The sequence below is a fragment of the Bradyrhizobium stylosanthis genome, assembly GCF_001641335.1.
GTDB lineage: Bacteria > Pseudomonadota > Alphaproteobacteria > Rhizobiales > Xanthobacteraceae > Bradyrhizobium > Bradyrhizobium stylosanthis.
The window spans coordinates 857,910-882,369 of the sequence record NZ_LVEM01000001.1 but is presented as its reverse complement, the minus strand read 5'-3'; the positions used below and the strand labels follow the sequence as shown (position 1 = coordinate 882,369).

General features: G+C 65.9%; 25 protein-coding genes. 7 read left to right on the top strand and 18 right to left on the bottom strand.

Annotation, left to right across the window (positions count from 1 at the left end; genetic code table 11):
• Window positions 1-10: 10 nt before the first annotated feature.
• The 15 genes from A7X65_RS04385 to A7X65_RS04315 all read right to left on the bottom strand — a co-directional run bounded on the left by A7X65_RS04385 (window position 11) and on the right by A7X65_RS04315 (window position 14,614).
• A complete protein-coding gene (locus A7X65_RS04385) occupies window positions 11-1,561 on the bottom strand; it encodes an amino acid adenylation domain-containing protein (protein ID WP_063683089.1) in 1,551 nt (516 codons plus the stop codon).
• Window positions 1,558-2,772, bottom strand: coding sequence for a class I SAM-dependent methyltransferase (locus A7X65_RS04380; RefSeq protein ID WP_245323263.1), 1,215 nt, complete (start codon window positions 2,770-2,772; stop codon window positions 1,558-1,560). The genes A7X65_RS04385 and A7X65_RS04380 overlap by 4 nt, the downstream gene beginning before the upstream one ends.
• 325 nt (window positions 2,773-3,097) lie before the next feature.
• Window positions 3,098-5,212, bottom strand: a complete 2,115-nt coding sequence (locus A7X65_RS04375; protein ID WP_063683088.1) for a sodium-translocating pyrophosphatase — start codon at window positions 5,210-5,212, stop codon at window positions 3,098-3,100.
• A 270-nt stretch (window positions 5,213-5,482) separates the two neighbouring features.
• Window positions 5,483-6,088 (bottom strand): hypothetical protein, encoded by a 606-nt coding sequence (locus tag A7X65_RS04370; RefSeq protein ID WP_063683087.1) that lies wholly within the window; start codon window positions 6,086-6,088, stop codon window positions 5,483-5,485.
• A gap of 100 nt (window positions 6,089-6,188) precedes the next feature.
• Window positions 6,189-7,181, bottom strand: coding sequence for a thiamine-phosphate kinase (gene thiL / locus A7X65_RS04365; RefSeq protein WP_167358206.1), 993 nt, complete (start codon window positions 7,179-7,181; stop codon window positions 6,189-6,191).
• Window positions 7,182-7,355: 174 nt separating this feature from the next.
• Window positions 7,356-7,850 carry a transcription antitermination factor NusB gene (nusB, locus tag A7X65_RS04360; RefSeq protein ID WP_063683085.1) on the bottom strand — a complete coding sequence of 165 codons (495 nt, stop codon included), beginning with the start codon at window positions 7,848-7,850 and terminating at the stop codon, window positions 7,356-7,358.
• Between the two features lie 3 nt (window positions 7,851-7,853).
• Complete coding sequence (ribH, locus tag A7X65_RS04355) at window positions 7,854-8,345, bottom strand: 6,7-dimethyl-8-ribityllumazine synthase (protein ID WP_063683084.1); 492 nt, start codon at window positions 8,343-8,345, stop codon at window positions 7,854-7,856.
• Between the two features lie 179 nt (window positions 8,346-8,524).
• Window positions 8,525-9,148, bottom strand: a complete 624-nt coding sequence (locus A7X65_RS04350; RefSeq protein ID WP_063683083.1) for a riboflavin synthase — start codon at window positions 9,146-9,148, stop codon at window positions 8,525-8,527.
• A 1-nt stretch (window position 9,149) separates the two neighbouring features.
• A complete protein-coding gene (ribD, locus tag A7X65_RS04345; RefSeq protein WP_063683082.1) occupies window positions 9,150-10,298 on the bottom strand; it encodes a bifunctional diaminohydroxyphosphoribosylaminopyrimidine deaminase/5-amino-6-(5-phosphoribosylamino)uracil reductase RibD in 1,149 nt (382 codons plus the stop codon).
• Complete coding sequence (gene nrdR / locus A7X65_RS04340; protein WP_063683081.1) at window positions 10,295-10,777, bottom strand: transcriptional regulator NrdR; 483 nt, start codon at window positions 10,775-10,777, stop codon at window positions 10,295-10,297. Before nrdR ends, ribD begins: the two co-directional genes overlap by 4 nt.
• Before the next feature lie 15 nt (window positions 10,778-10,792).
• Window positions 10,793-12,091 (bottom strand): serine hydroxymethyltransferase, encoded by a 1,299-nt coding sequence (gene glyA / locus A7X65_RS04335; RefSeq protein ID WP_063683080.1) that lies wholly within the window; start codon window positions 12,089-12,091, stop codon window positions 10,793-10,795.
• 257 nt (window positions 12,092-12,348) lie between these two features.
• Window positions 12,349-12,570: a hypothetical protein gene (locus A7X65_RS04330; protein WP_063683079.1), complete on the bottom strand. Its 222-nt coding sequence runs from the start codon at window positions 12,568-12,570 to the stop codon at window positions 12,349-12,351.
• 37 nt (window positions 12,571-12,607) lie between these two features.
• On the bottom strand, window positions 12,608-12,844 hold the full coding sequence (locus A7X65_RS04325) for a hypothetical protein (protein WP_063683078.1): 237 nt from the start codon (window positions 12,842-12,844) through the stop codon (window positions 12,608-12,610).
• Between the two features lie 201 nt (window positions 12,845-13,045).
• A complete protein-coding gene (ldtR, locus tag A7X65_RS04320) occupies window positions 13,046-13,564 on the bottom strand; it encodes a transcriptional regulator LdtR (protein WP_018320040.1) in 519 nt (172 codons plus the stop codon).
• Window positions 13,565-14,116: 552 nt separating this feature from the next.
• On the bottom strand, window positions 14,117-14,614 hold the full coding sequence (locus A7X65_RS04315) for a DUF6163 family protein (protein ID WP_063683077.1): 498 nt from the start codon (window positions 14,612-14,614) through the stop codon (window positions 14,117-14,119).
• A 123-nt stretch (window positions 14,615-14,737) separates the two neighbouring features.
• On the opposite strand from A7X65_RS04315, the gene hemB reads away from it, so the two are divergent.
• The 4 genes from hemB (at window position 14,738) to A7X65_RS04295 (ending at window position 17,907) form a co-directional block, all read left to right on the top strand.
• Window positions 14,738-15,799 carry a porphobilinogen synthase gene (hemB, locus tag A7X65_RS04310; RefSeq protein WP_063683076.1) on the top strand — a complete coding sequence of 354 codons (1,062 nt, stop codon included), beginning with the start codon at window positions 14,738-14,740 and terminating at the stop codon, window positions 15,797-15,799.
• 135 nt (window positions 15,800-15,934) lie between these two features.
• Entirely contained in the window at window positions 15,935-16,474 is a 540-nt protein-coding gene (locus A7X65_RS04305; protein WP_167358205.1) for an RDD family protein, read from the top strand.
• A gap of 134 nt (window positions 16,475-16,608) precedes the next feature.
• Entirely contained in the window at window positions 16,609-17,385 is a 777-nt protein-coding gene (locus A7X65_RS04300) for an arginyltransferase (RefSeq protein WP_063683074.1), read from the top strand.
• Between the two features lie 153 nt (window positions 17,386-17,538).
• Window positions 17,539-17,907, top strand: coding sequence for a hypothetical protein (locus tag A7X65_RS04295; RefSeq protein WP_156527628.1), 369 nt, complete (start codon window positions 17,539-17,541; stop codon window positions 17,905-17,907).
• A gap of 21 nt (window positions 17,908-17,928) precedes the next feature.
• Here A7X65_RS04295 and A7X65_RS04290 read toward each other — a convergent pair whose 3' ends face one another.
• The gene (locus A7X65_RS04290; protein ID WP_063683072.1) at window positions 17,929-19,281 is read right to left on the bottom strand and encodes an Nramp family divalent metal transporter; all 1,353 of its coding nucleotides are present in this window, start codon (window positions 19,279-19,281) and stop codon (window positions 17,929-17,931) included.
• A gap of 169 nt (window positions 19,282-19,450) precedes the next feature.
• Here A7X65_RS04290 and A7X65_RS04285 point away from each other — a divergent pair, with 169 nt between their 5' ends.
• The gene (locus tag A7X65_RS04285) at window positions 19,451-20,695 is read left to right on the top strand and encodes an MFS transporter (protein ID WP_063683071.1); all 1,245 of its coding nucleotides are present in this window, start codon (window positions 19,451-19,453) and stop codon (window positions 20,693-20,695) included.
• A 57-nt stretch (window positions 20,696-20,752) separates the two neighbouring features.
• On the opposite strand, the gene A7X65_RS04280 is transcribed toward A7X65_RS04285, so the two are convergent.
• Window positions 20,753-22,012 carry an adenylate/guanylate cyclase domain-containing protein gene (locus A7X65_RS04280; protein WP_063683070.1) on the bottom strand — a complete coding sequence of 420 codons (1,260 nt, stop codon included), beginning with the start codon at window positions 22,010-22,012 and terminating at the stop codon, window positions 20,753-20,755.
• Between the two features lie 169 nt (window positions 22,013-22,181).
• Here A7X65_RS04280 and A7X65_RS04275 point away from each other — a divergent pair, with 169 nt between their 5' ends.
• Both A7X65_RS04275 and A7X65_RS04270 read left to right on the top strand, forming a co-directional pair.
• A complete protein-coding gene (locus A7X65_RS04275; protein WP_063683069.1) occupies window positions 22,182-23,339 on the top strand; it encodes an MFS transporter in 1,158 nt (385 codons plus the stop codon).
• A 31-nt stretch (window positions 23,340-23,370) separates the two neighbouring features.
• The gene (locus A7X65_RS04270; RefSeq protein ID WP_063683068.1) at window positions 23,371-23,562 is read left to right on the top strand and encodes a hypothetical protein; all 192 of its coding nucleotides are present in this window, start codon (window positions 23,371-23,373) and stop codon (window positions 23,560-23,562) included.
• On the opposite strand, the gene A7X65_RS04265 is transcribed toward A7X65_RS04270, so the two are convergent.
• Window positions 23,559-24,437, bottom strand: a complete 879-nt coding sequence (locus tag A7X65_RS04265) for a DMT family transporter (RefSeq protein ID WP_063683067.1) — start codon at window positions 24,435-24,437, stop codon at window positions 23,559-23,561. The genes A7X65_RS04270 and A7X65_RS04265 overlap by 4 nt on opposite strands.
• Window positions 24,438-24,460: the final 23 nt, after the last annotated feature.

Below are 24,460 nucleotides of genomic sequence, written 5' to 3'. Positions count from 1 at the left end.
GCCGTCGCATCTACGAGGCCCTCGCGACCGCTTCACCGAGCAGGGACGCCACCGAGCGCCGGTCGGCCTTGCCATTGGCGTTGACGGGAATGTTCTCCAGCCAGACGAACCGGCTCGGCACCATGTAGGCCGGAAGGCGCGCGGCGCAGTGCTGACGCAAATCGCCGTCCGCGGTTTTTGCACCCGAATAGGCGGCGAGCAGCCGGCTTGCGCCAGTGGCATCGTGGAGCACCACGGCAAGCGCACGGGTGATCCCCTCGCAGGCCACCAGCGCGTGGTCGATCTCCTCGAGCTCGACCCGGTAGCCCCGAAGCTTGACCTGGTTGTCGGCACGGCCACGGAAACGGAGCACGCCCGTTTCAGCCTCGGCCTCCACGAGGTCGCCGGTCCGATACAGGATCGACCGATAGCCCTCGATCAGCGGATCCTGACAGAAACGGCGGGCCGTCTCTTGCGGATTGTTGATGTAGCCGAGCCCCACACACGGGCCGCCCAGCCACAACTCGCCGGCAGTGCCCGCGGCGACCGGCTTCCTGTCTTCGTCCAGAATCCGGTAGCTGAAGTTGGGATTGAGCTGTCCGAGCGGAGCCAACCCGTCGTCGGTGTCGAAAACGGATTCGACGATCTCGAAGCCGCTGCAGATGCAGCTCGTCTCGGTCGGGCCGTAGCAGTTGATCAGCTTTGCCTTGCCGGCAAACGCGTCGTGGAAGCGGCGCAGCCGGGCCAGCGGAAACCCCTCGCCGCCGAACATGAAACGGCTGACGCTCGGCAGCCATTCGGGGCCCAGCAGATGCATGGAGTCCAGGAACATGAACAGCGTCGGCACGGCAAAGAAGAACGTGCACTGATGCTTCGTGATCTCCGCCACCAGCTCCGCAGGCGGCCTTCCCTTCAGCGCGTCCAGCGCAACGATCGCCGCTCCGTTCAGCAAGGCCGCATAGATGTCGAAGACCGAATTGTCGAAGTAGATCGGATTGACATTGGTCAGGCGGTCTTGCGGTCCAATTCCAAGATCGCTCTTCGCCCACGCGATCAGATGGAGCACCCCTTGATGCGGGATGACCACGCCTTTCGGCTCGCCCGTCGAGCCCGAGGTGAACATGACATAGGCCGGATCAACGCCGGTGATCAGGGACGTCAGCGGCAGATTGCCGTCGTCGAACTTCGAAACGGTCTCTTGCAGAGCCGCTCTGGCCGCTGCATCGCCGATCACCGTGCGCGGGCCGGATCCCTCGCGCACGCTGACGATCAAGGCGGGCCGGCACCGCTCCAGCATCAGCCGGGCACGCTCCGCCGGAGCCGCGGGATCGAGGAACGCATAAGGCGCCCCGATCTTGATGCAGGCCACCGCAAGCGCATAGGCCTCGACAATCTTCGGCAGTTCGAGGCAGACCACGACGCCCTTGCCTACGCCCTGCGAGATCAGCCATCGCGCCAACCGGTTTGCCGAGCTGTCGAGCTCTGCGAACGAGAGGCTGTCGCCTTCGCAGATGAGGGCGACGGCATCGGGCGAGGACGCCGCGACCTCTTCGAAGCGCAGCCCGAGATTATAGGCGGTCATATCGATGCCTCCGCCGCTTCGCGGCTGCCGGGATCAGCCGGCGCGCGCAACAAGGCGCGCACGATTTCGGCGAAATCCCGTTGGCTGAGCGCGATCACTGCCGCGGGCAATTGGGCATCCGGAAGCTCGACCCGCAACGCGTTGCCGAGCGCCATGCCGAGATGCTGAAGAAACGCGGCGGCCATCGGGTCGGTGGCGAGCGGCCGACGCTCATCCGCCCAGTGCTTCATGTCCGGCACGAGGCTGTTGTTGTCGGTGCGGGCTGAGACGGTCTGGCGATCGACACGCAACACCACGTCGTAGCGATAGCGGGTCAGCTCATAGCTTGATCCCTGCTTGAGCAGCACGTCCGCCGCCCCGATCTGCGGGATGGTCTCCGAGATGCCCTGAAAATAGCCGGGATCGATCACCAGCTCGCGGTCCTGGGCGATCGACAGGAAGATCTTTCGCTCGAGCGAGGCCTCCGTTGCACCCGGCGCTGCCTTCGCGGCCTGGACCTCGCGGTGGAAGGCCGGCAGCAGCTCGAGATTGCGAACGTCGCCGACGAAGATGTGACCTCCGGGAGCGACCAGATCGGCGGCGCGATCCAGGACTGTGTGCAGATATTCGATGCCCGGAAAATATTGCACGACCGAGTTGAGCACCACGGCATCGAACGAGTGCGGCAACAGGCCCGTCAGATCCGTGGCTTCCCGCTCCAGAAATTCGACATGCCGAAGCTCGGGCCTCGACTGCGCAAACGCGCGCAAGCGTTGAACGGCGACCGGCGAAAGGTCGGTCCCGCAATACACCTCACACCCGGGCGCGAGCTTCTCGACGAGCAGCCCGACTCCGCATCCGATCTCGAGCACCCGCCTCGCACCGAGCGCGCGAATGCGCTGGATCGTGCGATCCAACCAGTCCGCCATTTCGGGCTCGGGAATGGGCTTGTTGGTGAAGTTGCTGGTCCAGCCTACGAACGAGGGCGCAAGGCTATCGGCATCATGGCGATAGGCTTGATCGAAGGCGCGGCGCCATTGCGCCACCCTCCGCTCTGTTTCGGCCTGAAGGTGGTTCGCCTTGCCGACGCTCAGCCGGTCGGGATCGACCGCGACGAACGCGATCTCGAACTGGCGGCCGTCATGGCTCCGCTCGGAGCTGAGCACGGCATCCGCCACATCCGGGTGCGCCATCAGCGCGCGCACAACCTCGTTCATCGGCAGCGCAGGCAACGGAACCTCCATTTGCAGCCGGCAGGCGACGATGACCTGAACACGTCGCGAGCGTCTCTCATGGGAACCCGCTCGGAAGCCGCCGATATCCTCTCGTATTTCTAGAGGGCCGCGGGTTAAGCAACCTTAAATGACACCCTCTCAGGTGTGTGCATCTCCCGGTCGCCGGCCCCTTTTTCCATAGGCCCGCGCCGCCGCGCCCTGCTCGATCGCGAGCCGATGAGCCGGCTTGCTCCGATGACCCCGGAAGGCGCTGGCCGCACGCAAAACAAGACCCCCGCGGCCTGCGCCGCGGGGGTCTTCAGTCCAGACGATGCCGTGTGCCTTAGTGCGCGAGGATCGCCAGCAGCAGCAAGGCCACGATGTTGGTGATCTTGATCATCGGGTTCACCGCCGGGCCGGCCGTGTCCTTGTAGGGATCGCCGACGGTGTCGCCGGTCACCGCGGACTTGTGGGCATCACTGCCCTTGCCGCCGAAGTGACCGTCCTCGATGTACTTCTTGGCGTTGTCCCAGGCACCGCCGCCGGAGGTCATCGAGATCGCGACGAACAGGCCCGTCACGATCACGCCGAGCAGCATCGCGCCCACCGCCGAGAACGCCGCCGACTTGCCGGCCGCGCCACCGCCCGCGATCGCGTAGATCAGGAAGTAGACGACGATCGGCGACAGCACCGGAAGCAGCGAGGGGATGATCATCTCCTTGATCGCCGCGCGGGTCAGCAGGTCGACCGCCTTGCCGTAGTCCGGCTTGTCGGTGCCCTGCATGATGCCCGGCTTCTCGCGGAACTGACGGCGGACCTCCTCCACGATCGCGCCGGCCGCACGGCCCACGGCCGTCATGCCCATCGCGCCGAACAGATAGGGCAGCAGGCCGCCGAACAGGAGGCCGACGACCACGTAGGGGTTGTTCAGCGAGAAGTCCGGATTGACGCCCTGGAAGTAGGCATTCTTGTTGGCGATGAAGAATTTGAGGTCTTCATTGTAGGCCGCGAACAGCACGAGGGCGCCGAGACCGGCAGAGCCGATCGCGTAGCCCTTCGTCACCGCCTTGGTGGTGTTGCCGACCGCGTCGAGCGCATCGGTCGACTTGCGCACCTCCTTGGGCAGGCCCGCCATCTCGGCGATGCCGCCCGCGTTGTCCGTCACCGGGCCGAAGGCGTCGAGCGCGACGACCATGCCGGCCAGCGCCAGCATGGTGGCAGTCGCGATCGCGATGCCGAACAGGCCGGCGAGGCTGTAGGTGACCAGGATGCCGGCGATGATGACGATCGCGGGCAGCGCGGTCGCCTCCATCGAGACGGCGAGACCCTGGATCACGTTGGTGCCGTGGCCGGTCACCGAGGCCTGGGCAATTGACTTCACCGGACGATAGTCGGTGCCGGTGTAGTATTCGGTGATCCAGATGATCAGCGCGGTGACGACCAGGCCGACCACGCCGCACTCGAACAGCGCCATGCCGGTGTAGGCGACGCCGTCGAGCTTGCCGAAGCCGATCAGGTAGTAGATCACGACGGCTATGCCGATCAGCGACAGGATGCCGGTTGCGATCAGGCCCTTGTAGAGCGCGCCCATGATCGACTGGCTCGGCCCGAGCTTGACGAAGAACGTGCCGATGATCGAGGTGATGATGCAGATGCCGCCGATGGCGAGCGGCAGCGTCATCATGTTGGCGAGGATCGGCGTCTTCGCGAAGAAGATCGCCGCGAGCACCATGGTCGCGACCGCGGTCACCGCATAGGTCTCGAACAGGTCGGCGGCCATGCCGGCGCAGTCGCCGACATTGTCGCCGACGTTATCGGCGATGGTCGCGGGGTTGCGCGGATCGTCCTCGGGAATGCCGGCCTCGACCTTGCCGACGAGGTCACCGCCGACGTCCGCACCCTTGGTGAAGATGCCGCCGCCGAGACGGGCGAAGATCGAGATCAGCGAGGCGCCGAAGCCGAGCGCCACCAGGGCGTCGACCACGGTGCGGCTGTCGGGCGCTAGCTTGAGCGAGTGGACCAGGAAGCCGAAATAGAGGGTCACACCCAGTAGCGCCAGACCGGCCACCAGCAGGCCCGTGATGGCCCCCGCCTTGAAGGCGAGTTCGAGGCCGCCGGCGAGCGACGTCGTCGCGGCCTGGGCGGTGCGCACATTGGCGCGGACCGAGACGTTCATGCCGATGAAGCCTGCGGCGCCGGACAGGATGGCGCCGATGGCAAAACCGACCGCGACATAGAGCCCAAGGAAATAGGCAAGCAGAACGAAGATGACGATGCCGACGATACCGATCGTGGTGTATTGGCGCCGGAGATAGGCCTGTGCGCCTTCACGCACGGCTCCTGCGATCTCCTGCATGCGCGGCGACCCCGCATCCGCGCTCAACACCGAAGACGTCGCCCAAATCGCGTAGACGACGGAAAGCACTCCGCAGAGCACTATCAACCATAATGCTGTCATGTGATTTTTTGCCTCAGATCCTTGATGTACCCCCGGCGCCTTTTGTTGTCCGTCGAGCGGTGCGGCGCCTTGATTTTGAACAAAGCCGCCCGAGGGCGGCCTTAGTCAGCCGCAAGCTTGCCAAAATCAAATTGAGGGTGCAACGCCGGATAGAGCCGAAAAGGCCGATCTCGGCAGGTATTTGGGCCTAATCCCGAGCACCCGGCCGCCGGCTTGCCGCAGTGCACGCCGGCGACCTCCGAAGGTGGTCAAGCTAGTCGGCGGCCATGTCTAGGCCGCGGATCTCACGGGATGACGGGACGAGGACGCGATTTCGAAGGTCTGACCATCGTCCGTCGTTCGCGTGGTCGAAACCTTGATCTCGTAGACACCGCCATTCGGACCGGGCTCGAGCCGAACTGCGATTTTCTGCTCGGGCGCAAGCGGGCCGAGCGCCACATCCTGGTCAGGCAAAACCAGCGTCGCCAGCTCATTGACGAGAACGACGACGTACTGGCCTTTCGCCATGTTCTTCGTTGCCCATTGACGCAAGTGATCGTGGTAGGGCTGGCGGCTCCAGGCCGACGGCAGGCCCGGATCAACCTGGACTTGGATATTCCGGGTAATCGGATTGATGGTAACCACCATCTTCGCCTGATCCGGCTTCCATTGCGCCGGCATTGCTGCTTCCGTTCGCCAAAGGCAATTGAACGTCGCGCACTGGTCCGGCAGGTTGTCGTGGATCTTGCAGCCTCGACCGGGCTTGCATTGGCCGCACCACTTGCCTGCGGCCTTCTGGATTTCTGGAACGTTGTAGACCTTGCAGCACAAGCTGCAGCTTCCGCATTCCCTGCCGGGAACGGGCTGCAACTTGCTCTCGGTTGAAGCCGCCGTCATCCGAATCAAGTCCGTCAGTTGCGATTGCCGACATTACCCGGTTATCGTGGGAAAGCAGAGGGACTGAGCGCGCCAGCCGGCGGACGTTCGGTCGCAGGGTCTAGAAATGACTGTAGGAAAGCCTATTCAGGACAACCTCGCGGCCTTGCGCATCTGTCCATCGCGGCGCCTGTAGGCCGGCGACGACGGTGCCGATCGCCGTGACGGGAACACCCGCCTGGTCGGCCCCTCGCGCAAAATCGTCGCAGTGGGCTTCCGGAACGGCGCAAAGGATCTCGTAATCGTCCCCGCCCGACACAAGCTTTTCCAGGCCCACAGCGGAGACCGCGGCAGCGGCGGCCTGCGATAGCGGAACGCGGTGCACCTCGACCGAGGCACTGACGCCGGAGGCAGCACAGAGCTTGGCAAGATCGCCTGCGAGGCCATCGGAGACATCCATCGCTGCGCTGGCGTGAGCGAGCACCGCCGCCGCCAAAGCATTGCGCGGCCGGGGAACACGGTAGCGATCGAGCAGATAATCCTGCGCGATCCGATCCCCCTTCAGCACATCGGCCGTCACGCCGCCCGTGAGCACATCGAGACCGAGCGCGGCATCGCCGATCGTCCCCGTGACAAAGACAAGGTCGCCCGGCCTTGCACCAGTGCGGCCGACCATCCGCCCTTTCGGCACGCGCCCGAAGGCGGTGATAGAGATCATCTGCGGCCCCGGCGTCGACACCGTGTCACCGCCGAGCAGCGGGCACGCGAAGGTTCTTACGTCCTCGCCCAGCGCGTCGGCAAATGGGCGGAGCCAGGAATCCTCCTTGCTGCGCAGCGCCAGCGTCAGCACGAAGCCGGCCGGCGTCGCGCCCTTGGCGGCGAGATCGGACAGGTTCACCCGCAGCGCCTTGCGAGCGATGGTGTCGGGCGGGTCGGTGGCAAGATAGTGCACGCCCTCCACGACGGCGTCGGTGGTGACGACGATGTCCTCGCCCGATGAGGCCAGGACAGCGGCGTCGTCGACCAGCCCGAGCGCACCGGGATCGGTCGCGAGCGGCTTGAAATAGCGCGCGATGAGGGAGTCTTCGCCGGAGGGATTGTGCGGGTCTGCCACTAGCCTAGCCCCATTCTCCGCTGTCATCGCCCGGCTTGACCGGGCGATCCAGTATTCCAGAGACGGTCGTGTGAACCCGATGGGCCGCGGCGTACTGGATCACCCGCCTTCGCGGGTGATGACGACGGAGTATCGGGCAGCCACCTCGCATCAATTCACCGCCCTCGTCAGAGGCTACCCCCGCCCGAACTCGTCGCCGCGAAACTGGCGGCCGATCTGGTCGAGCACCGCGTTGACCATGCCGGTCTCCTCGCGATCGACGAAGGCATTGGCGACGTCAACATATTCGGAGACGACGACGCGGCCCGGCACGTCCTTGCGGTGCTGGAGCTCATAAGCCCCGGCCCGCAGCACCGCGCGCAGGATCGCCTCGATCCGCTTCAGCGGCCAGCCCTTCGACAGCGCCTCGTCGATCAGGGGATCGAGCTTCTTCTGGTCGCGCACCACGCCCGAGACGACGTCGCGGAAGAACGCGGCTTCCGCGGGCAAATAGGTGTCGCCCTCGACCTCGTTGCCGAGCCAGTGGCTCTCGAACTCGGCAAAGATGTCGTTGATGCCGGCGCCGGCGATGTCCATCTGGTACAGCGCCTGGACGGCCGCGAGCCGCGCCGCACCACGGCGGTTCGCCTTCTTCTCGGGAGCGCCAGCCGGTTTTTTCGCGTCAGCCATGTCTCAAGCCCGCGCCAGGCGGCGTTTGATGCGCAGCATCGCAAGCGCCGCGCGCGCGGCATCGCCGCCCTTGTTGAGCTCGCTGGCACGCGCCCGCGCCCAGGCCTGGTCCTCGTTGTTGACGGTGAGGATGCCATTGCCGAGCGGCAGTTTTCGCGCAACCGCGAGGTCCATCAGCGCGCGCGAGGATTCCTGCGAGACGATCTCGAAATGGATGGTATCGCCGCGGATCACGCAGCCGAGCGCGATCACGGCGTCATAGGGCTTGCCGTTCGCCGCAGCCGCGTCGACGGCGATCGCGACCGCCGCCGGGATCTCCAGCGCGCCCGGAACCGTGATCACGTCATGCGTCAGTCCGGCCGCCTTCAGCTCGGTGACCGCGCCGTCCAGCAGCGCGTCCTGGAGATCGTCATAGAACCGTGCCTCGACGATCAGCGCGCGTGCGCCGGAGATGTCGGTCTGGTCCTTCAGGGGTGCGCGCCGCGCGTCTGCCATCGTCAAAATCCGTTCAGTCTGGGTTGGCCGCTATGTAGTCGCCGCAGGCCAGCAAGCCAAGTTCAAAGACACCGTCATTCCGGGGCGATGCGAAGCATCGAGCCCGGAATCTCGAGATTCTCGGTGCGCAATTGCGCACCCTAGTTCGCTCCGCGCCCCGGAACGACCGGCTTTGCCGGTCACTTCATTTCCGTCAGCCGCGCCGCGTAGCGGGCCATCAAATCGACCTCGATATTGACCTCGGCCCCCGCCTTCCAGCCGCCGATGGTCGTGACCGTCAGGGTGTGCGGGATGATCAGCACCGAAAAGGTCACGTCCGCAACCGTATTGACCGTCAGCGAGACGCCGTCGAGCGTGATCGAGCCCTTGGTGGCGATGAACCGCGCCAGCTCCCGCGTCGTGGAAAGCTCGAACCGCGCCATGTCGGGCAGGTCCTCGCGGCTGACGATGGTGGCGATGCCGTCGGCATGGCCGGCGACGATATGGCCGCCGAGCTCGTCGCCGATCTTCAGCGCGCGCTCGAGGTTGAGCTTGGTGCCGAGCTTCCAGTGCTTCGCCGTCGTCAGCGCCAGCGTCTCTGCGGCAGCATCGACGTCATACCAGGTCCTTTGCTTGGAATCCTTGCCGCCGGCGACGCCGGAAGCAACCACGGTCAGGCACACGCCGTTGCTGGCGATCGAAGCGCCGTCGGCAATGGTGGACTGATCGTAGCTGCAGGCGATGCGCAGCCGGTGCAGCTGGCCCTGCGCGGTCGGCGTGAAGCCGACGATCTCGCCGATATCGGTGACAATGCCGGTGAACATGTTAGGCGCGCTCATAGATGGTGAGAGTATCGTGCTCGAATGTCTCGCTAGCATGAACCTTGTAGGCCTGCGACTGCGTGATTTTCGACAGGGGCAATGCATCGAGCGCATCGACGCCGCCTTCGCCCACCGCTTCCGCCCCGCGGAACAGCCAGATCTCGTCGACGAGATCGGCCGCGACGAACGAGGCCGCAACCCGGCTGCCGCCCTCGACCATCAGCCGCGAGATGCCCTTCCCGGCCAGCGCATGCAGCACGGCCGGAAGGTCGAGCCCGGACGCACTGCCCTGCGGCACGCGAACGATCTGCGCACCGGCGGCGCCCAGGCGGGTCGCGGCGGCGGCTTCCGCAAGCTCGGACGCGATCACCCAGAGCGGTGTCTCGCGTGCGGAGCGCACCAGCTGGCTCGATGCGGGAATGCGCAGGCTCTGGTCCAGCACCACGCGCACCGGCGAACGGGCCGCCATGCCCGGCAGGCGGCAATTGAGCTGCGGATCGTCCGCCAGCACCGTGCCGATGCCGACCAGGATGGCGTCGCTCTGCGCGCGGAGCAGATGCACGCGGTTGCGCACCGCCTCGCCCGTGATCGCGATCGGCTTGCCGCCGGCCGCGCCGATCTTGCCGTCGGGCGACACCGCGAGCTTCAGGATCACATGCGGACGCTGGTCCCGGATGCGGCGGAAATGGCCGGCGTGGTCGAAGGCGGCCTCGGCCGCGCACAGGCCGACATCCACCGTGATACCGGCGGCGCGCAGGCGCGCATGGCCCTGGCCGGCGACATCAGGATTGGGATCCTCGATCGCCGCTACCACCCGCTTGATGCCGGCCGCGATCACGGCGTCGGCACAAGGCGGCGACTTGCCGAAATGCGAGCACGGCTCCAGCGTGACGTAGAGCGTGGCGCCGCGCGCGGCCTCGCCTGCCCGGCGCAGCGCTTCGGGCTCGCCATGCGGCCGTCCGCCCGGCTGCGTCCAGCCCCGGCCGACGATGATCCCGTCCTTGACGATGACGGCGCCCACGGCCGGATTGGGCCAGGTGCGTCCCTGCCCGCGCCTGCCCAACGAGAGTGCCAGCTCCATGAAGCGACGGTCCGCGTCCCTGGCCTCGCGAGCCTTCTGCGCGAACTGATCTTCCAGGATGCGGAAGATCATTTGCGGATCGCGGCGAGCCGCGCTTCCTCCTCACCGGAGAGCTCGCCGAGCACCTCGGCGAAATCCTTGGCCTCGCGGAAATTGCGATAGACAGAGGCGAAGCGCACATAGGCGACGTCGTCGAGCGTGCGCAGATGCTCCATAACGGTCTCGCCGATCACCTCGGAGGAGATCTCGGCTTCGCCGCCGGTCTCGAGCTCGCGGACGATGGTGGAGACCATCTTCTCGACCCGCTCCGGCTCGACCGGCCGCTTGCGCAAGGAGATCGACACCGAGCGCATCAGCTTGTCGCGGTCGAACGGCACGCGGCGGCCGTTGCGCTTGATCACGGTGAGCTCGCGGAGCTGCACGCGCTCGAAGGTGGTGAAACGGAATTCGCAGGCGACGCACACGCGCCGCCTGCGGATCACGGACGAGTCCTCGGTCGGACGCGAGTCCTTAACCTGCGTATCGAGACTGTTGCAGTTCGGGCATCGCATCCGTTTGGCCTGACCTTACTGGTAGATCGGGAACCGGTCGGTGAGCGCCTTGACCCGTTCCTTGATCGCGGCCTCGACCAGCGGCGCCTTGCCGTCGTCGGACTGCGCGATCGCGTTGAGGACCTCGGCGATCATGCCGCCGACCTGCTGGAATTCGGCGACGCCGAAACCGCGGGTCGTCGCCGCCGGGGTGCCGAGACGCAGGCCCGAGGTGACGAACGGCTTTTCGGGGTCGAACGGAATGCCGTTCTTGTTGCAGGTGATGGCGGCGCGGACCAGCGCCTTCTCAGAGACGTTGCCCTTCAGGCCCTTCGGCCTGAGGTCAACCAGCATCAGATGGTTATCGGTGCCGCCCGAGACAATATCGAAGCCGTGGCTCTTCATGGCCTCGGCCAGCGCCTTGGCGTTCTCGACGACGTTCTTCGCATAGACCTTGAAGTCCGGACGCAGCGCCTCGCCGAAGGCCACCGCCTTCGCAGCAATCACGTGCATCAGCGGGCCGCCCTGCAGGCCCGGGAAGATCGCCGAGTTGAGCTTCTTGGCGAGCACTTCGTCGTTGGAGAGGATCAGACCACCGCGCGGACCGCGCAGCGACTTGTGCGTGGTGGTGGTGGTGACGTGGGCGTACGGCACCGGCGAAGCATGCACACCGCCGGCAACGAGACCCGCGAAGTGCGCCATGTCGACCAGCAGATACGCGCCGACCGAGTCCGCGATCTCGCGGAAGCGCTTGAAGTCCCAGGCGCGCGAATAGGCCGAGCCGCCGGCGACGATCAGCTTCGGCTTGACCTCTTCTGCCTGCTTGGCGACCGCATCCATGTCGATGATCTGGTCCTCGCGGCGCACGGTGTAGTGCGAAGCCTTGAACCATTTGCCGCTCATGTTGACGGGCGAGCCGTGGGTGAGATGGCCGCCGGCCGCGAGATCGAGACCCATGAAGGTATCGCCCGGCTGCAGCAGCGCCAGGAACACCGCCTGGTTCATCTGGCTGCCGGAGTTCGGCTGCACGTTGGCGAAATTGGCGCCGAACAGCTTCTTGGCGCGATCGATCGCGAGGTTCTCGGCGACGTCGACCCACTCACAACCGCCGTAGTAGCGCGCGCCCGGATAACCCTCTGCGTATTTGTTGGTCATGACCGAGCCCTGCGCTTCCAGCACGGCCCGGCTGACAATGTTCTCGGAGGCGATCAGCTCGACTTCATGGCGCTGCCGGCCGAGCTCGCCCTTGATGGCGGCGGCGATTTCCGGGTCGGCCTGCTCGAGCGAGGCGGTGAAAAACGAATCGGGCGCAGAGGCGGTTTTGGCGAGGGTCATCTTGCGAATATCTCCACCGCCGCGGCCTTTTGGCAGGCTACGGGCGGGTCTGGTGTGGCGATCGGAAGCACGCGCGATCTACCACATCGCCCGCCCCCGGCCAAGCATTTGCGGGTCGGGCCTGATATTTATGCAACATATGGTGGGGATTGAAGGATTTCGACGTCAGGACCGCTCTGCGGAACCGCCCTTGTCCGATTATCCCTAAAGGGTCCGCTTTGGACCTTTACGCCCCAGCCGGGCTGGCCGGATTTTACCTATAGCCCGGTGTACCCCGCCTTCACCGGGTCCACGCTGCCGTCGAGCTGGCGGAGATAGGTCAGGCCGCAGACTGTCAACCTGTGGGTGTCCTTTTCGCCTGCTTCCATCAGGGTGTTGAGGTAATTCGTCACCTTTTCCCGCGCCTCCTCGCTGGCCGCCGCCGTGCGATTGGCGAGCAGGTCATAGGTCTGCATGATGCGGTCGATGGCAGCTTCCATGGCACCCTCTGGTTCACTGGGATTTGGGGAGTTTTGATCAGGCAACCGCGCGAGCCCCGGTCTCGGCCTCGAATCGTGCGATGGCCTTGTTGGCCAGCCTGATCTTGTTGAATTCGCCGTGGTGGAGCAGCTTGACGATGATGCCGAGCAAATGCTCGTCCGTGACGAGCGTGTCGGCGATCGCGCCGGAGCGTCGCAGATAGTTCGCGGCGATGGCGTAGGCCTCGCTCACGAGCTCCACGTTCATCACCCCCAAGCCGCGCTCGACCAGCATCGTAGCCTCCGATCCGGAAGAGATAAGCGCCAGAAGGGGAACTCGTTCCACGCGGCGGCGATTTTTTTCGCAGGCGCAAAAAAGCAAAACGCACCGGTCCGGGGGCAACTCCGGGCCGGCGCGCTTGGGGAAGTTAGGCACGTTCGGGAGGCTTGCCGGTCTTGTTGTCGGGGCCGGCTTGGCCTTGATCCCTCGGAAAGCTCAGAGGCGATACAGGATCTGGTCGGTCCAGAACCGCTCGAGACGGTGCAGCGACTTGTTGAGCGTGGAGAACTCCTCGCCCGAGATGCCACCGACCTGCTCGACCGTCTTGACGTGCTTCTGATAGAGCGCGTCGACGATGCGGCGGACTTCCTGGCCCTGCGGGGTCAGGCGGATGCGCACCGAGCGGCGATCAACGCGCGAGCGCTGATGATCGAGGAAGCCGAGCTCGACGAGCTTCTTCAGATTGTAGGAGACGTTGGAGCCGAGATAGTAACCGCGCGTGCGCAGCTCGCCCGCGGTCAGCTCCTTGTCGCCGATGTTGTAGAGCAGGAGCGCCTGGACCGAGTTGATGTCCGCACGGCCGCGGCGATCGAATTCATCCTTGATCACGTCGAGGAGCCGGCGATGCAGCCGCTCCACCAGAGTCAAAGCTTCCAGATAGAGCGACTGCACCGAACCCTGCTGGCCGGAGACGCGCTCTGCGGTATCTGCCGCAGTTGCGACGGCTTTCATCATGACACTTCCCCTGTTGTCGTTTTTATCGACTTATTCGACGAAACTTGTGTCCCGTCTGATAGGTGCAACTTAAGGGGCTCGTTTGAAGATCGGCTTAAATAAGAGAATAAAGAGATCATGAATTTAAGACAGTGAATTGCGGATTAAGCCTGTGCCACAAGGACTTTTCGCAACCGTCTGTTGACCTTCGCAAGGTCCTGTTCACCCTCCGTCCGCCCATTCTGTCGCATTCCAGAACAGCCCCGCCCCGTTTCGAAACGCACCCGTAACAGCTGTGGCGGAACGGACTGGTCAATGAAAACTTACCTCAAATTTGAGGCAACCAGCGGTCAACCAATCGCGCACAACTCCGCCATCGTGTCCCGGACAAGCGAAGCGCAGATCCGGGACCCAGATGTGTCAAAGCAAGAATGCGGAGAGATGGGCCCCGGCTCTGCAGCGTCCCGGAGCTGGACAGATGTAGGATGGGTAGAGCGAAGCGAAACCCATCATCCACGCGCAGTCGCATCGATGGGTTTCGCTTCGCTCTACCCATCCTACGAAATGCCTGCGCTACGGCGGCCGCTCGCGCGCGGCCATCCAGGCGAGCGCGAGATAAGCGGCGAGCATGAAGACCTCGACGCCGACCACGACGAGGCTGCCGCCGTAGATGCCAGGGAACATCAGCTCGATCACCGCCATCGAAACAACGGTGGTGAGCCACACCACTGCGCCCCAGGGCGTGGCAAGCCACAGACCGACGGCGGCGACGAGCTCGATCACAGCGAAGTAGACGGTCGCGGCCTGCCAGGCCATCGACTGGTTCTCGAACGCCTCGTCCTCGCCGCCGACGAAGCCGGTCACCTGCGCCCAATGATAGAGGCCCTTGAGGATCGAGAGCAGCGCCATCACCCGCAGGAACAGCACGAGCCGCCGCGTCCAGACATTGTCGTCGGACTCAGGCCGCTCCGACGAGATCGCCGCCACCGACAGCGCGCTTTCTCTGGCACTGTCTCGGGCAGCGTCCCTGGCACTGTCGCGGGCCGTATCGCGGGTGGAGATCTCGGACATGGCTCCCTTCTGGCTGCTTCGGCCAGCAAAATCAATCGGCTGCCATCCCTTGCGGCAGGTCAAGCCGCGGTGACGGGAACCATGCGAGCTGGTATAAGAATAATTCCAGCCGGAGGAAGAGTAATGGCGATCAAATACGGACGTCCGATCGAATTGCGCGAGGTCTCGCGCCGGGAGGGCACGGCCGTGCCCCATGCCCTCGATCTGACCGTCCGCCCGCGCCGCAACCGCAAGGCCGAATGGGCCCGGCGCATGGTGCGCGAGAACGTCCTCACCACCGATGACCTGATCTGGCCGCTGTTCCTGATCGACGGCAACAACAAGCGCGAGCAGGTTACTTCTATGCCGGGCGTCGAGCGCCTCAGCGTCGATCAGGCCGTGCGCGAAGCCGAGCGCGCCATGAAGCTCACCATCCCCTGCCTCGCACTGTTTCCGTACACCGATCCTTCCTTGCGCGACGAGGAAGGGTCGGAAGCCACCAATCCCGATAATCTGGTCTGCCAGGCGGTGCGCGCGATCAAGAAAGAGTTTCCGGAGATCGGCATCCTCTGCGACGTCGCGCTGGATCCCTTCACCAGCCACGGCCATGACGGCCTGATCTCCGACGGCAAGATCCTCAACGACGAGACGGTCGCGGTGCTGGTGCGCCAGGCGCTGGTGCAGGCCGAGGCCGGCTGCGACATCATCGCGCCCTCCGACATGATGGACGGCCGCGTCGCCGCGATCCGCGAGGGGCTGGACCGCTCAGGCCTGCTCGACGTTCAGATCATGGCCTATGCGGCGAAATACGCCTCCGCCTTCTACGGCCCGTTCCGCGATGCCATCGGCTCGGCCAAGACGCTCACCGGCGACAAGCGCACCTATCAGATGGACAGCGCCAACACCGACGAAGCGCTGCGCGAGGTCGAACTCGACATCGCCGAGGGCGCCGACATGGTGATGGTGAAGCCCGGCATGCCCTATCTCGACGTGGTCCGCCGCGTGAAAGACACCTTTGCGATGCCGACCTTCGCCTACCAGGTCTCCGGCGAATACGCGATGATCGCGGCGGCTGCGAACAACGGCTGGCTCGACGGCGAGCGCGCGATGATGGAAAGCCTGCTCGCCTTCAAGCGCGCCGGCGCCGACGGCGTGCTGAGCTATTTTGCACCGAAGGTCGCGGAGAAGCTGCGCAGCCAGGGGTAAGATGCTTCCACGGCGTCGTCCCCACACCGCCCCCGAATCGCCGGAATATTTCGGCTTGCTACCCCGGCGCGCCCTTGGCGCGGGCATGGCGTGTTCCCATGTCCTGCGATGGGGGCTTCGCTGGGAGAACGGACGATGTCGGACTCGGGTAATTCAGGCATTTGGCGCAACGACGGCGCGGTGCAGCCGCACGCCTACGATCCGTATCTGCATCCGGAACTGTTCCGCGGCGTGGCGACGCGCCGGGTGTTCGCCTTCCTGATCGACATGATCGTGATCTCCGTTCCGGTCATCCTCGGCTACCTCTTCATCGCGCTGTTCGGCGTAGTCACGCTCGGCCTCGGCTGGGCGCTGTTCTGGCCGGCTTGGCCGGCGTCCGTCATCTGGGCCATCGTCTATTACGGCGCCTGCATCGGCGGCCCCTCCTCCGCCACGATCGGCATGCGCGTGATGGACCTGGAACTGCGCACCTGGTACGGCGCGCCCGGCTACTTCGTGCTTGGCGCCACCCATGCCGTGCTGTTCTGGGTGACGGTGTCGTTCCTGTCGCCCTTCGTCGTGCTGGTCGGCCTGTTCAACGGTCGCCGGCGCCTGCTGCACGATTTCGTGCTGGGAACGGTCGTGATCAACAATTCCGTCCGTGCACCCGTGCCGCAGGCGGCAAGGCCTTATTGAGCGGGGCCGTACTGATCAAGGGCCTGTCAACCAAAACCGGCTAAGCTGGCTGATCTGACCTGCCGAGTAGACCAATTGACCGAGGGCTTTCGTAGCGCGATGCTGATATTCACTTCGGAGGCCCACGACGTCCCTTGACCCAGCACTCGCGCGACACCCCCCAATTTTACCTCACGGCGCCCTCGCCCTGCCCGTATCTGCCGGGCCGGCATGAGCGCAAGGTGTTCACGCATCTCGTGGGGGAGCGCGCCGGCGACCTCAACGACCTCCTGACCCATGGCGGTTTCCGCCGCAGCCAGTCGATCGCCTACCGTCCCGCCTGCGACCAGTGCCGCGCCTGCGTCTCGGTCCGCGTCGTCGCCAACGAGTTCCGCCCTTCCCGCAACTTCCGCAAGGTGATGGCGCGCAACGCCGACATCATCGGCGAGCAGCGCAGCGCGGTGCCAACCTCCGAGCAATATTCGGTATTCCGCGCCTATCTCGATGCCCGCCACCGCCACGGCGGCATGGCCGACATGACCGTGCTCGACTACGCCATGATGGTCGAGGACTCTCATGTCGAGACCCGCATCATCGAGTACCGCAAGCGTGGCCCCGACAGCGGCATCACCGGCCGCGGCGAGGAACTGATCGCTGTCGCCCTCACCGACGTCCTCAGCGACGGCCTGTCGATGGTCTACTCGTTCTTCGAGCCGAGCCAGGTCAGCCGCTCGATGGGCACCTTCATGATCCTCGACCACATCGCCCGCGCGCGACGTCAGGGCCTTCCTTACGTCTATCTCGGCTACTGGATCGAAGGCTCCAAGAAGATGGACTACAAGGCGCGCTTCCTGCCGCAGCAGCGCCTTGCGCCCTCGGGCTGGTTGCGCATCGACGCGCAGGGCGATGCGACGTCCGAGCCGCAGGACTGAGACACCTTGGTTCGATGTCGCGCGCCAAGCAGAGGCATGCGCTCGCCGTCGGCTGCGTCTTTTTTCCTCGCACTCGCGCTGATCATCCCGTCGAACATCGACGCTCATGCCTGTGACGCCGGACGCAAGGAGTATTTTGGCCGGTGCATCGTGGTGACGTCTCCATCCCCGAAGCTTCGCAAGTTCATCAAGGACTATGGCGAGCCGGTCGGCAAGGTCGGCGACATCGCCGATCTCTTTGCACCTGACGTTCCCTTGTTCGACAGGCCCGAGCCCGGCCGCAAGATCATCCATACATGGCGACAGCCGAACATCGACATCGAATCCGAGGCCCGGATCGACGGCGTACTTCCCGATTTCTATGCCGTGACGGTGACTGTGTACGAAGGCCCGACGTCATGCGGGATCGAAGAGTACAAGCAGAAGGGCCCGAAGGCGACCTTGCGGGGCTACGTGCCGAAATCGAGCCCGCAAGGGCTGCCGTCACTCCTAAAGTTCAAGCATATGAGCGGGCTCTGCTAGCCGCCACGCGCGCAAGCGGCCTTAGCCGAACAGCGTATCGGCCAGCAGCTTCAGATTCAAAATCACGATCACGCCCGCGACGATCCAGGCGATCACGGCAACGGAGGTCGGGATCGCGAACTGCCCCATCTTGCGGCGGTCGGAGACGAAGCGGACCAGCGGGATGACGGCGAAGGGCAGCTGCATCGACAGCACGACCTGGCTGAACACCAAGAGATCCGCCGTGCCGCGCTCGCCATAGATCGCTGTGACGACGATCACCGGAACGATAGCGATGCCGCGCGTGAGCAGGCGGCGCGCCCAGTGCGGCAGGCGCAGGTCGAGAAAGCCCTCCATCACGATCTGGCCGGCGAGCGTCGCAGTGACGGTCGAGTTGAGGCCCGAGGCGAGCAGCGCGACGGCGAACAGCGTCGAGGCGATGCCGAGGCCAAGCAGCGGCGACAACAGCTCGAAGGCCTGCCCGATCTCGGCCACATCCGAATGGCCGCTCTTGTGGAAGGTCGCGGCGGCAACGACGAGGATCGCGGCGTTGATGAACAGCGCCAGCATCAGGGCGATGGTGGAGTCCGTCGTCGCCCATTTGATCGCCTCGCGGCGGCCGGTGTCGTTGCGCTCATAGGCGCGCGTCTGCACAATAGAGGAGTGCAGATAGAGGTTATGCGGCATCACGGTGGCACCGATGATGCCGATCGCGATGTAGAGCATCTCGGGATTGGTGAAGATCTCGCCCTTCGGCACGAAGCCGTGCAGCACTTCGCCAACCGGCGGCGCGGCGGCCACGATCTGGACCGCGAAGCAGACCGCGATCACCGCCAGCAGCGCGATGACGAAGGCCTCGAGGAATCGGAAGCCGCGATTCATCAGGATGAGCAGCAGGAATGCATCGAGCGCGGCGAGCAGCGCGCCGCCGATCAGGGGGATGCCGAACAGCAGCTTCAGCGCGATCGCGGTGCCGATCACCTCGGCAAGATCGCAGGCGATGATCGCCGCCTCGCAGGCGAGCCAGAGCAGGAAGTTCACCGCCGGCGAATAGGTGGCGCGGCAAGCCTGCGCGAGATCGCGGTCGGTGACGATGCCGAGCCGCGCCGCCAGCGACTGCAGCAGGATCGCCATCAGGTTCGAGAGCAGGATGACGGAGAGCAGCGTGTAGCCAAATTTCGAGCCACCCGCGAGGTCGGTCGCCCAATTGCCGGGGTCCATGTAGCCGACCGAGACGAGGTAGCCGGGACCGACGAAGGCGAGCAGCCGCCGCCACCACTGGGCGGCCGCCGGAATGGCGACCGTGCCGTTCACCTCGGCGAGGCTTTTGGTGGTTGGCGCGTCAGCGCGCCAGCCGGCGGCGTTGGGGGTGAGGTCGGGCGAGCGTGCATCCATACGGTCAGAATACCGAAGTCGTCCCTTATTGCAACTCATTTGCAACTGCATCTAGCCGCATCGGTTCCCCCATCGGGCGCGTTTTGCCCCGCCCTGTCGGGAAGCGGGTGGGTTTGGCCGCGCCGGGACGCCGATACTGGCGCCAATCCGACTTTGCAGGAAATGAGCCATGTCAAATCCGCCGCGCCTTCCCGACACCTTCGGCCGCCTCGCCTGGTCCAACCTCGCAGCGCAATCCGCCGAGCAGATCGCGCTAGCCGCCGCCCCGATCGTCGCCGTGCTCACGCTCGGCGTCGCCGAAGGCCAGACCGGCGTGCTGCAGACCGCGCTGACCCTGCCCTTCGTGCTGTTCGCCATTCCGGCCGGCCTGCTCGCCGACCGCATCTCGCGCCGCGCGCTGATGGCGGGCGCCGAGGCGCTGCGGGCCGCGGCGCTCGCGGCGATCGTGCTGCTCCTCGCGCTGAGCGCGCTCAATCTGCCGCTGCTGGCCCTGCTCGGCTTCGCCGCGGTGTGCGGCACCGTCGTCTACAGCGTCGCGGCGCCGGCGCTGGTGCCCTCGCTGGTGAGCCCGGACCTCCTGCCCGCCGCAAACGCCCGGATCGAGCTCGCGCGCACCATTGCCTTCGCCAGCGGGCCTGCGCTCGGCGGCGCGTTGGTTGGATGGTGGGGGGCGAGCCTGGCCTTCGGCTTCGCCGCGGCGCTCTCGGCCATCGCCGTGGTGCTGCTTTCCGGCATCTACGAGCCCGCGCGGGCGCCCTCTCCGCGCCGCCATCCGTTGCAGGAGATCCGTGAAGGCGCGGCCTTCGTGTTTCACCATCCGCTGCTGCGGCCGGTGTTCATCACCCAGTTCATCTTCAATACCGGCTGGTTCCTGCAGATCGCGGTGTTCGTGCCCTACGCGGTGCGTCATCTCGGACAGAGCGCCGCCGGCGTCGGCACGGTGCTGACCATGTACGGAGTCGGCATGGTGATCGGCGCGCTCCTCGCCACGCGCGTGATGAAGCGCATCGCATTCGGAACGGTGGTTGGTCTCGGCCCCGTCACCGGCTTCGTCGCCGCAGTGGTGATGGCGTTGACCGTGCTGATCCCCTCGCCCTGGCTCGCCGCCTTGAGCTTCTTCCTGCTCGGCGTCGGGCCGATCCTGTGGGTGATCTCGACCACGACGCTGCGCCAGTCGGTGACCCCGCCACGCCTGCTCGGCCGCGTCTCCGCCATCAACATCATGAGCTACGGCGCACGCCCGCTCGGCTCGGCCCTGGGCGCCATCGTCGGCGGCCTCTGGAGCGCGGAGGCGTGCCTCTATCTCGCCGCCGTCGTGTTCGGCGCGCAGGCGCTGGTAATCTGGCTGTCCCCGGCCGCGGGCCTCGACCGGCAGCCGGACATGGTGGGGGATGAGGTCGCGGTGCGGTGCTAGGTGATTTTTCCGGCGTCGTCCTGGCGAAAGCCCGGACGACGCCGGGGGTAAGTCCGGCTAATTCGCCAGATAGCGCTCGTAGCTCCCCGTCACGGGCTCGTTCGCATCGACCTCGGGATCGAGCGTGTAGAGGTCCTGCGCGCGGCCGATGCCGCGCAGCGCGTAGCGGCCGGTGGAGACGAGGTAGCGGCGGCCGGCGGCGTCCAGGCCCTTGTAGAACTCCGCCGAGGCCAGCAGCTCGCGATCGACCGAGCGGCTCATCGAGGCGATGCGGCTGACCTCGTTCACGGTCGGGCCGACCACGGTGAAGTCGAGCCGGTCCTCGCTGCCGATATTGCCGTAGAAGACCTCGCCGACATGCAGGCCGATATAGGCGGAGGTGGTGGGACGGCCATCGGCGGCCCGCCGCGCGTTCAAGCCCGCGACGTTCTGCCGGAACAGGTGCTCGGCGCGGAGCGCGGCGCGGCGGGCATGCGCCATGTCTTCGCCGGTGAACATCGCCAGCACGCCGTCGCCGATCAGCTTCAGCACGTCGCCGCCGGCATCGTGGATCGCGTCGATCACGGCCTGCGCGTAATCGTTGAGGAACGGGATGATCTCGTCCGGACCGATGCTCTCGCTGATGCCGGTCGAGCCGCGCAAATCCGAATACCAGAGCACGGCGTTGATGCGCTCGGTGACGCCGCGCGAGATGCGTCCGCCCAGCACCTGCTCGGAGGCGCCGCGGCCGAGATAGACGCGGCCCAGCGTGCGCGCGATGTCAACCTGCTGCGCCGACTTGATCGCGAGCCCCAGCACCGGCACCAGATCGCGCAGGGCCTCGAGCTGGGCTTCGTCGAAACCCTCATCGCGCCGCGTGGTCCAGCAGGAATAGAGGCAGTCCATCAGCCCGAGCGCACCGTTCTCGCCGAAGCGATGCACGAAGGCGAGATAGTGCTTGTGGCCCTTTTCCGCGAGCTCGCCGATCTGCGAGAAATCCAGCGACGGTGCGTCGGCGAGATCGATCACCATCTCGTCGTGACCGTGCTCGAGCATGTGGAAGAACACCGAGCGGCGCCAGCTCTTGGCGGCATCGCCCTCGGCGGTCGAGCCGTATTCGAACGCGTCGCTCTCGTTGCTGGCGCGGTCGCTCCAGCGGAAGCCCCGCCCCTCATAGATCGGATGCAGCGTGTCGATGACGACCAGCGCGCGCGACAGTTCCAGGCCCTCGGCGCGGCAGCGCTCGCAGAACCCGCGGAGCAGTTCGTTTTCGGGCAGGCCTGTGAGCCCCTGGCCGGTCAGCCAGTTCATCAGCGCGAGGCGCGAGGTCAATTGCATGCGCCATTATGGCGTGCATTCGTGACGAGCGAAAGGCCACGCATAGGGCGTGGCGTGCGACCAAGGCTCCCGCCTGCAGCAGGTCGAATATGCCGCAGGTGCTGTTGACGCGCTGTCGCGGCCGACTGCAAATGGAACCAATGACATCGCCGACCCCACGTACAGAACCATGAGCCAGCGCCAGCTTCCGATCATCCTGGCGCTGGGCACGACGCAGACGCTGGCCTGGGCGTCCAGCTACTATCTGCCCGCGCTGCTCGCCGATCCCATGGCGCACGAGCTCGGCATTTCCTCCAACTGGGTGTTTGGCGCGTTCTCGGCCTCGCTGGTGATCTCGGCGATGCTCGGCCCGCGCATCGGGCGGCAGATCGACCTCGTCGGCGGACGGCAGGTGCTGTCGGCCTCCAACCTGATCATCGCCGCCGGCCTCGTGCTCCTTGGCGTCTCGCAATCGGTTGCGGTGATGGCATTCGCCTGGCTCGTGCTGGGCATCGGCATGGCGATGGGCCTCTATGACGCCGCCTTCGCCGCGCTGGGGCGCATCTACGGCACCGAGGCGCGAGGCTCCATCACCGGCATCACGCTGATGGCGGGCTTTGCCTCCACCGTCGGCTGGCCGCTCACCGCCTGGGGCCTTGCCCATATCGGCTGGCGTGAGACCTGCTTTGCCTGGGCCGCCGCCAACATCCTGATCGGCCTGCCGCTCAACTTCTTCATGCTGCCGGCGATCAAGGGCGCAAAGCAGGCGGCGGCGACCGCCGAGAAGCCGAATGTGCCGCTCGATCGCACCATGATCCTGCTTGCCTTCGTCTTTGCCGCCGCATGGACCGTCACCGGTGCGATGGCCGTCCACTTCCCGCGCATCCTCGAGACGATGGGCGCCACCCACATCGAGGCGATCGCGGCCGGCGCGCTGATCGGCCCGGCACAAGTGGCCGCGCGCATCCTGGAGGCGAGCTTTCTCAGCCGCTTCCATCCGCTGTGGTCGACGCGGCTGGCCTGCATCACCCAGCCGGTCGGCGCCGCCGTCGTTGCCATCTTCGGCGCGCCCGCCGCGAGCGCCTTTGCGCTGCTCTATGGCTCGGGCAACGGCATCCTGACCATTGCGCGGGGCACGTTGCCGCTATCGATCTTCGGCCCAAAGGATTTCGGCTACCGCCTCGGCATCATCGGTGCGCCGGCGCGGATGGCGCAGGCGGTGGCGCCGCTGGCCTTCGGCCTCTTGATCGACGTCATGGGTGCCAAGGTGCTGATCGTTTCCTCTGCGCTCAGCCTCTCGGCACTGGCGGCCCTGTTCCTGATCCGCCCGACACCGCGGCCGGATTGACCGCACCTCGGCTTTCGCGCACAAGCGGGCCATGACCGACGACAACAACCCGCCCCGCACCTTCAAGGGCCTCTTGCGCTGGGCGACCACGCCGCCGCAGGCCTGGGGCGTCTATCTCCTCGCCCTCCTCCTGGTGTGGCTGGTCTCGTTCTATGCCGGCACGCTGAAGCCGAAGAAGACGCCGGAGACGAGCCCGCCTGCCGCGACCGCGCCAAAGAGCTAGGCCGGTTTCGCCTCGCCGGTCGCAATCCAGATCCCAGCGAACACCGCGACGAGCCCGATCAGGAGGTTCGCCGTGATCGGCTCGCCGATCAGCAGTGCGGCCAGCAAGGTCGCGGCGATCGGATTGACCGTCATCGTATTGGCAACGCGGGTCGGCGTCGCCCGCGCCAGCGCCATGACCCAGAGGATGAAGGCGAGCGCACCGCCGCCGGCCCCGAGATAGATGCCGGCAATCCACTGCGCCGTGGTGAAGTGATCGAGCGCCGCAAAGCTGCCCTTCATGAGCCCCGCCAGCACCAGCACCGCTGCGCCCGCGCCCATACCGACCGTGAGAAAGCCGAGCGCGCTGGAGCGCCGCATCAGCGGACGCGACAGCACGTTGTAGAACGCCATGCAGAACACGGCCGCGGTCATGATCAGCTCGCCGCGCCAGGCGCCCGGCGGGCTCTGCGCGAGCCCCGCGGCAAGCGCCGCCGTGACGCCGAGCACGGCGATGCCGACCCCGATGATCTTGCGCGCCGTGAGCTGCTCCACGCCGAGGATCGCGCCGACCACCATGGTGTGCAGCGGCAGCGTCGCCAGCGCGAGGCTGGCCCGCGCCGCCGTCGTGTAGGACACGGCGATGTTGTACAGGATGAAGAACAGACCGAAGAAGCAGATGCCGAGCAGCGCCACGGCCGGCCAGTCGGACCGCTGCGGCCAGCGTACGCGAAGCAGCAACGCGCATGGCAGCAGGCAGAGAAAGCCGATCCCCCAGCGCAGGATCGCCAGCAGGACCGGATCGGCGCCGGTGACGAGATAGCGGGTGATCGCCGCGGCGGTGCCGCCGATGCTGCTCGACGCCAGCGCGATCGCAACCCCGAGCCATTCGCCCACACGCCGTCTCCTGTCCCGGAGCT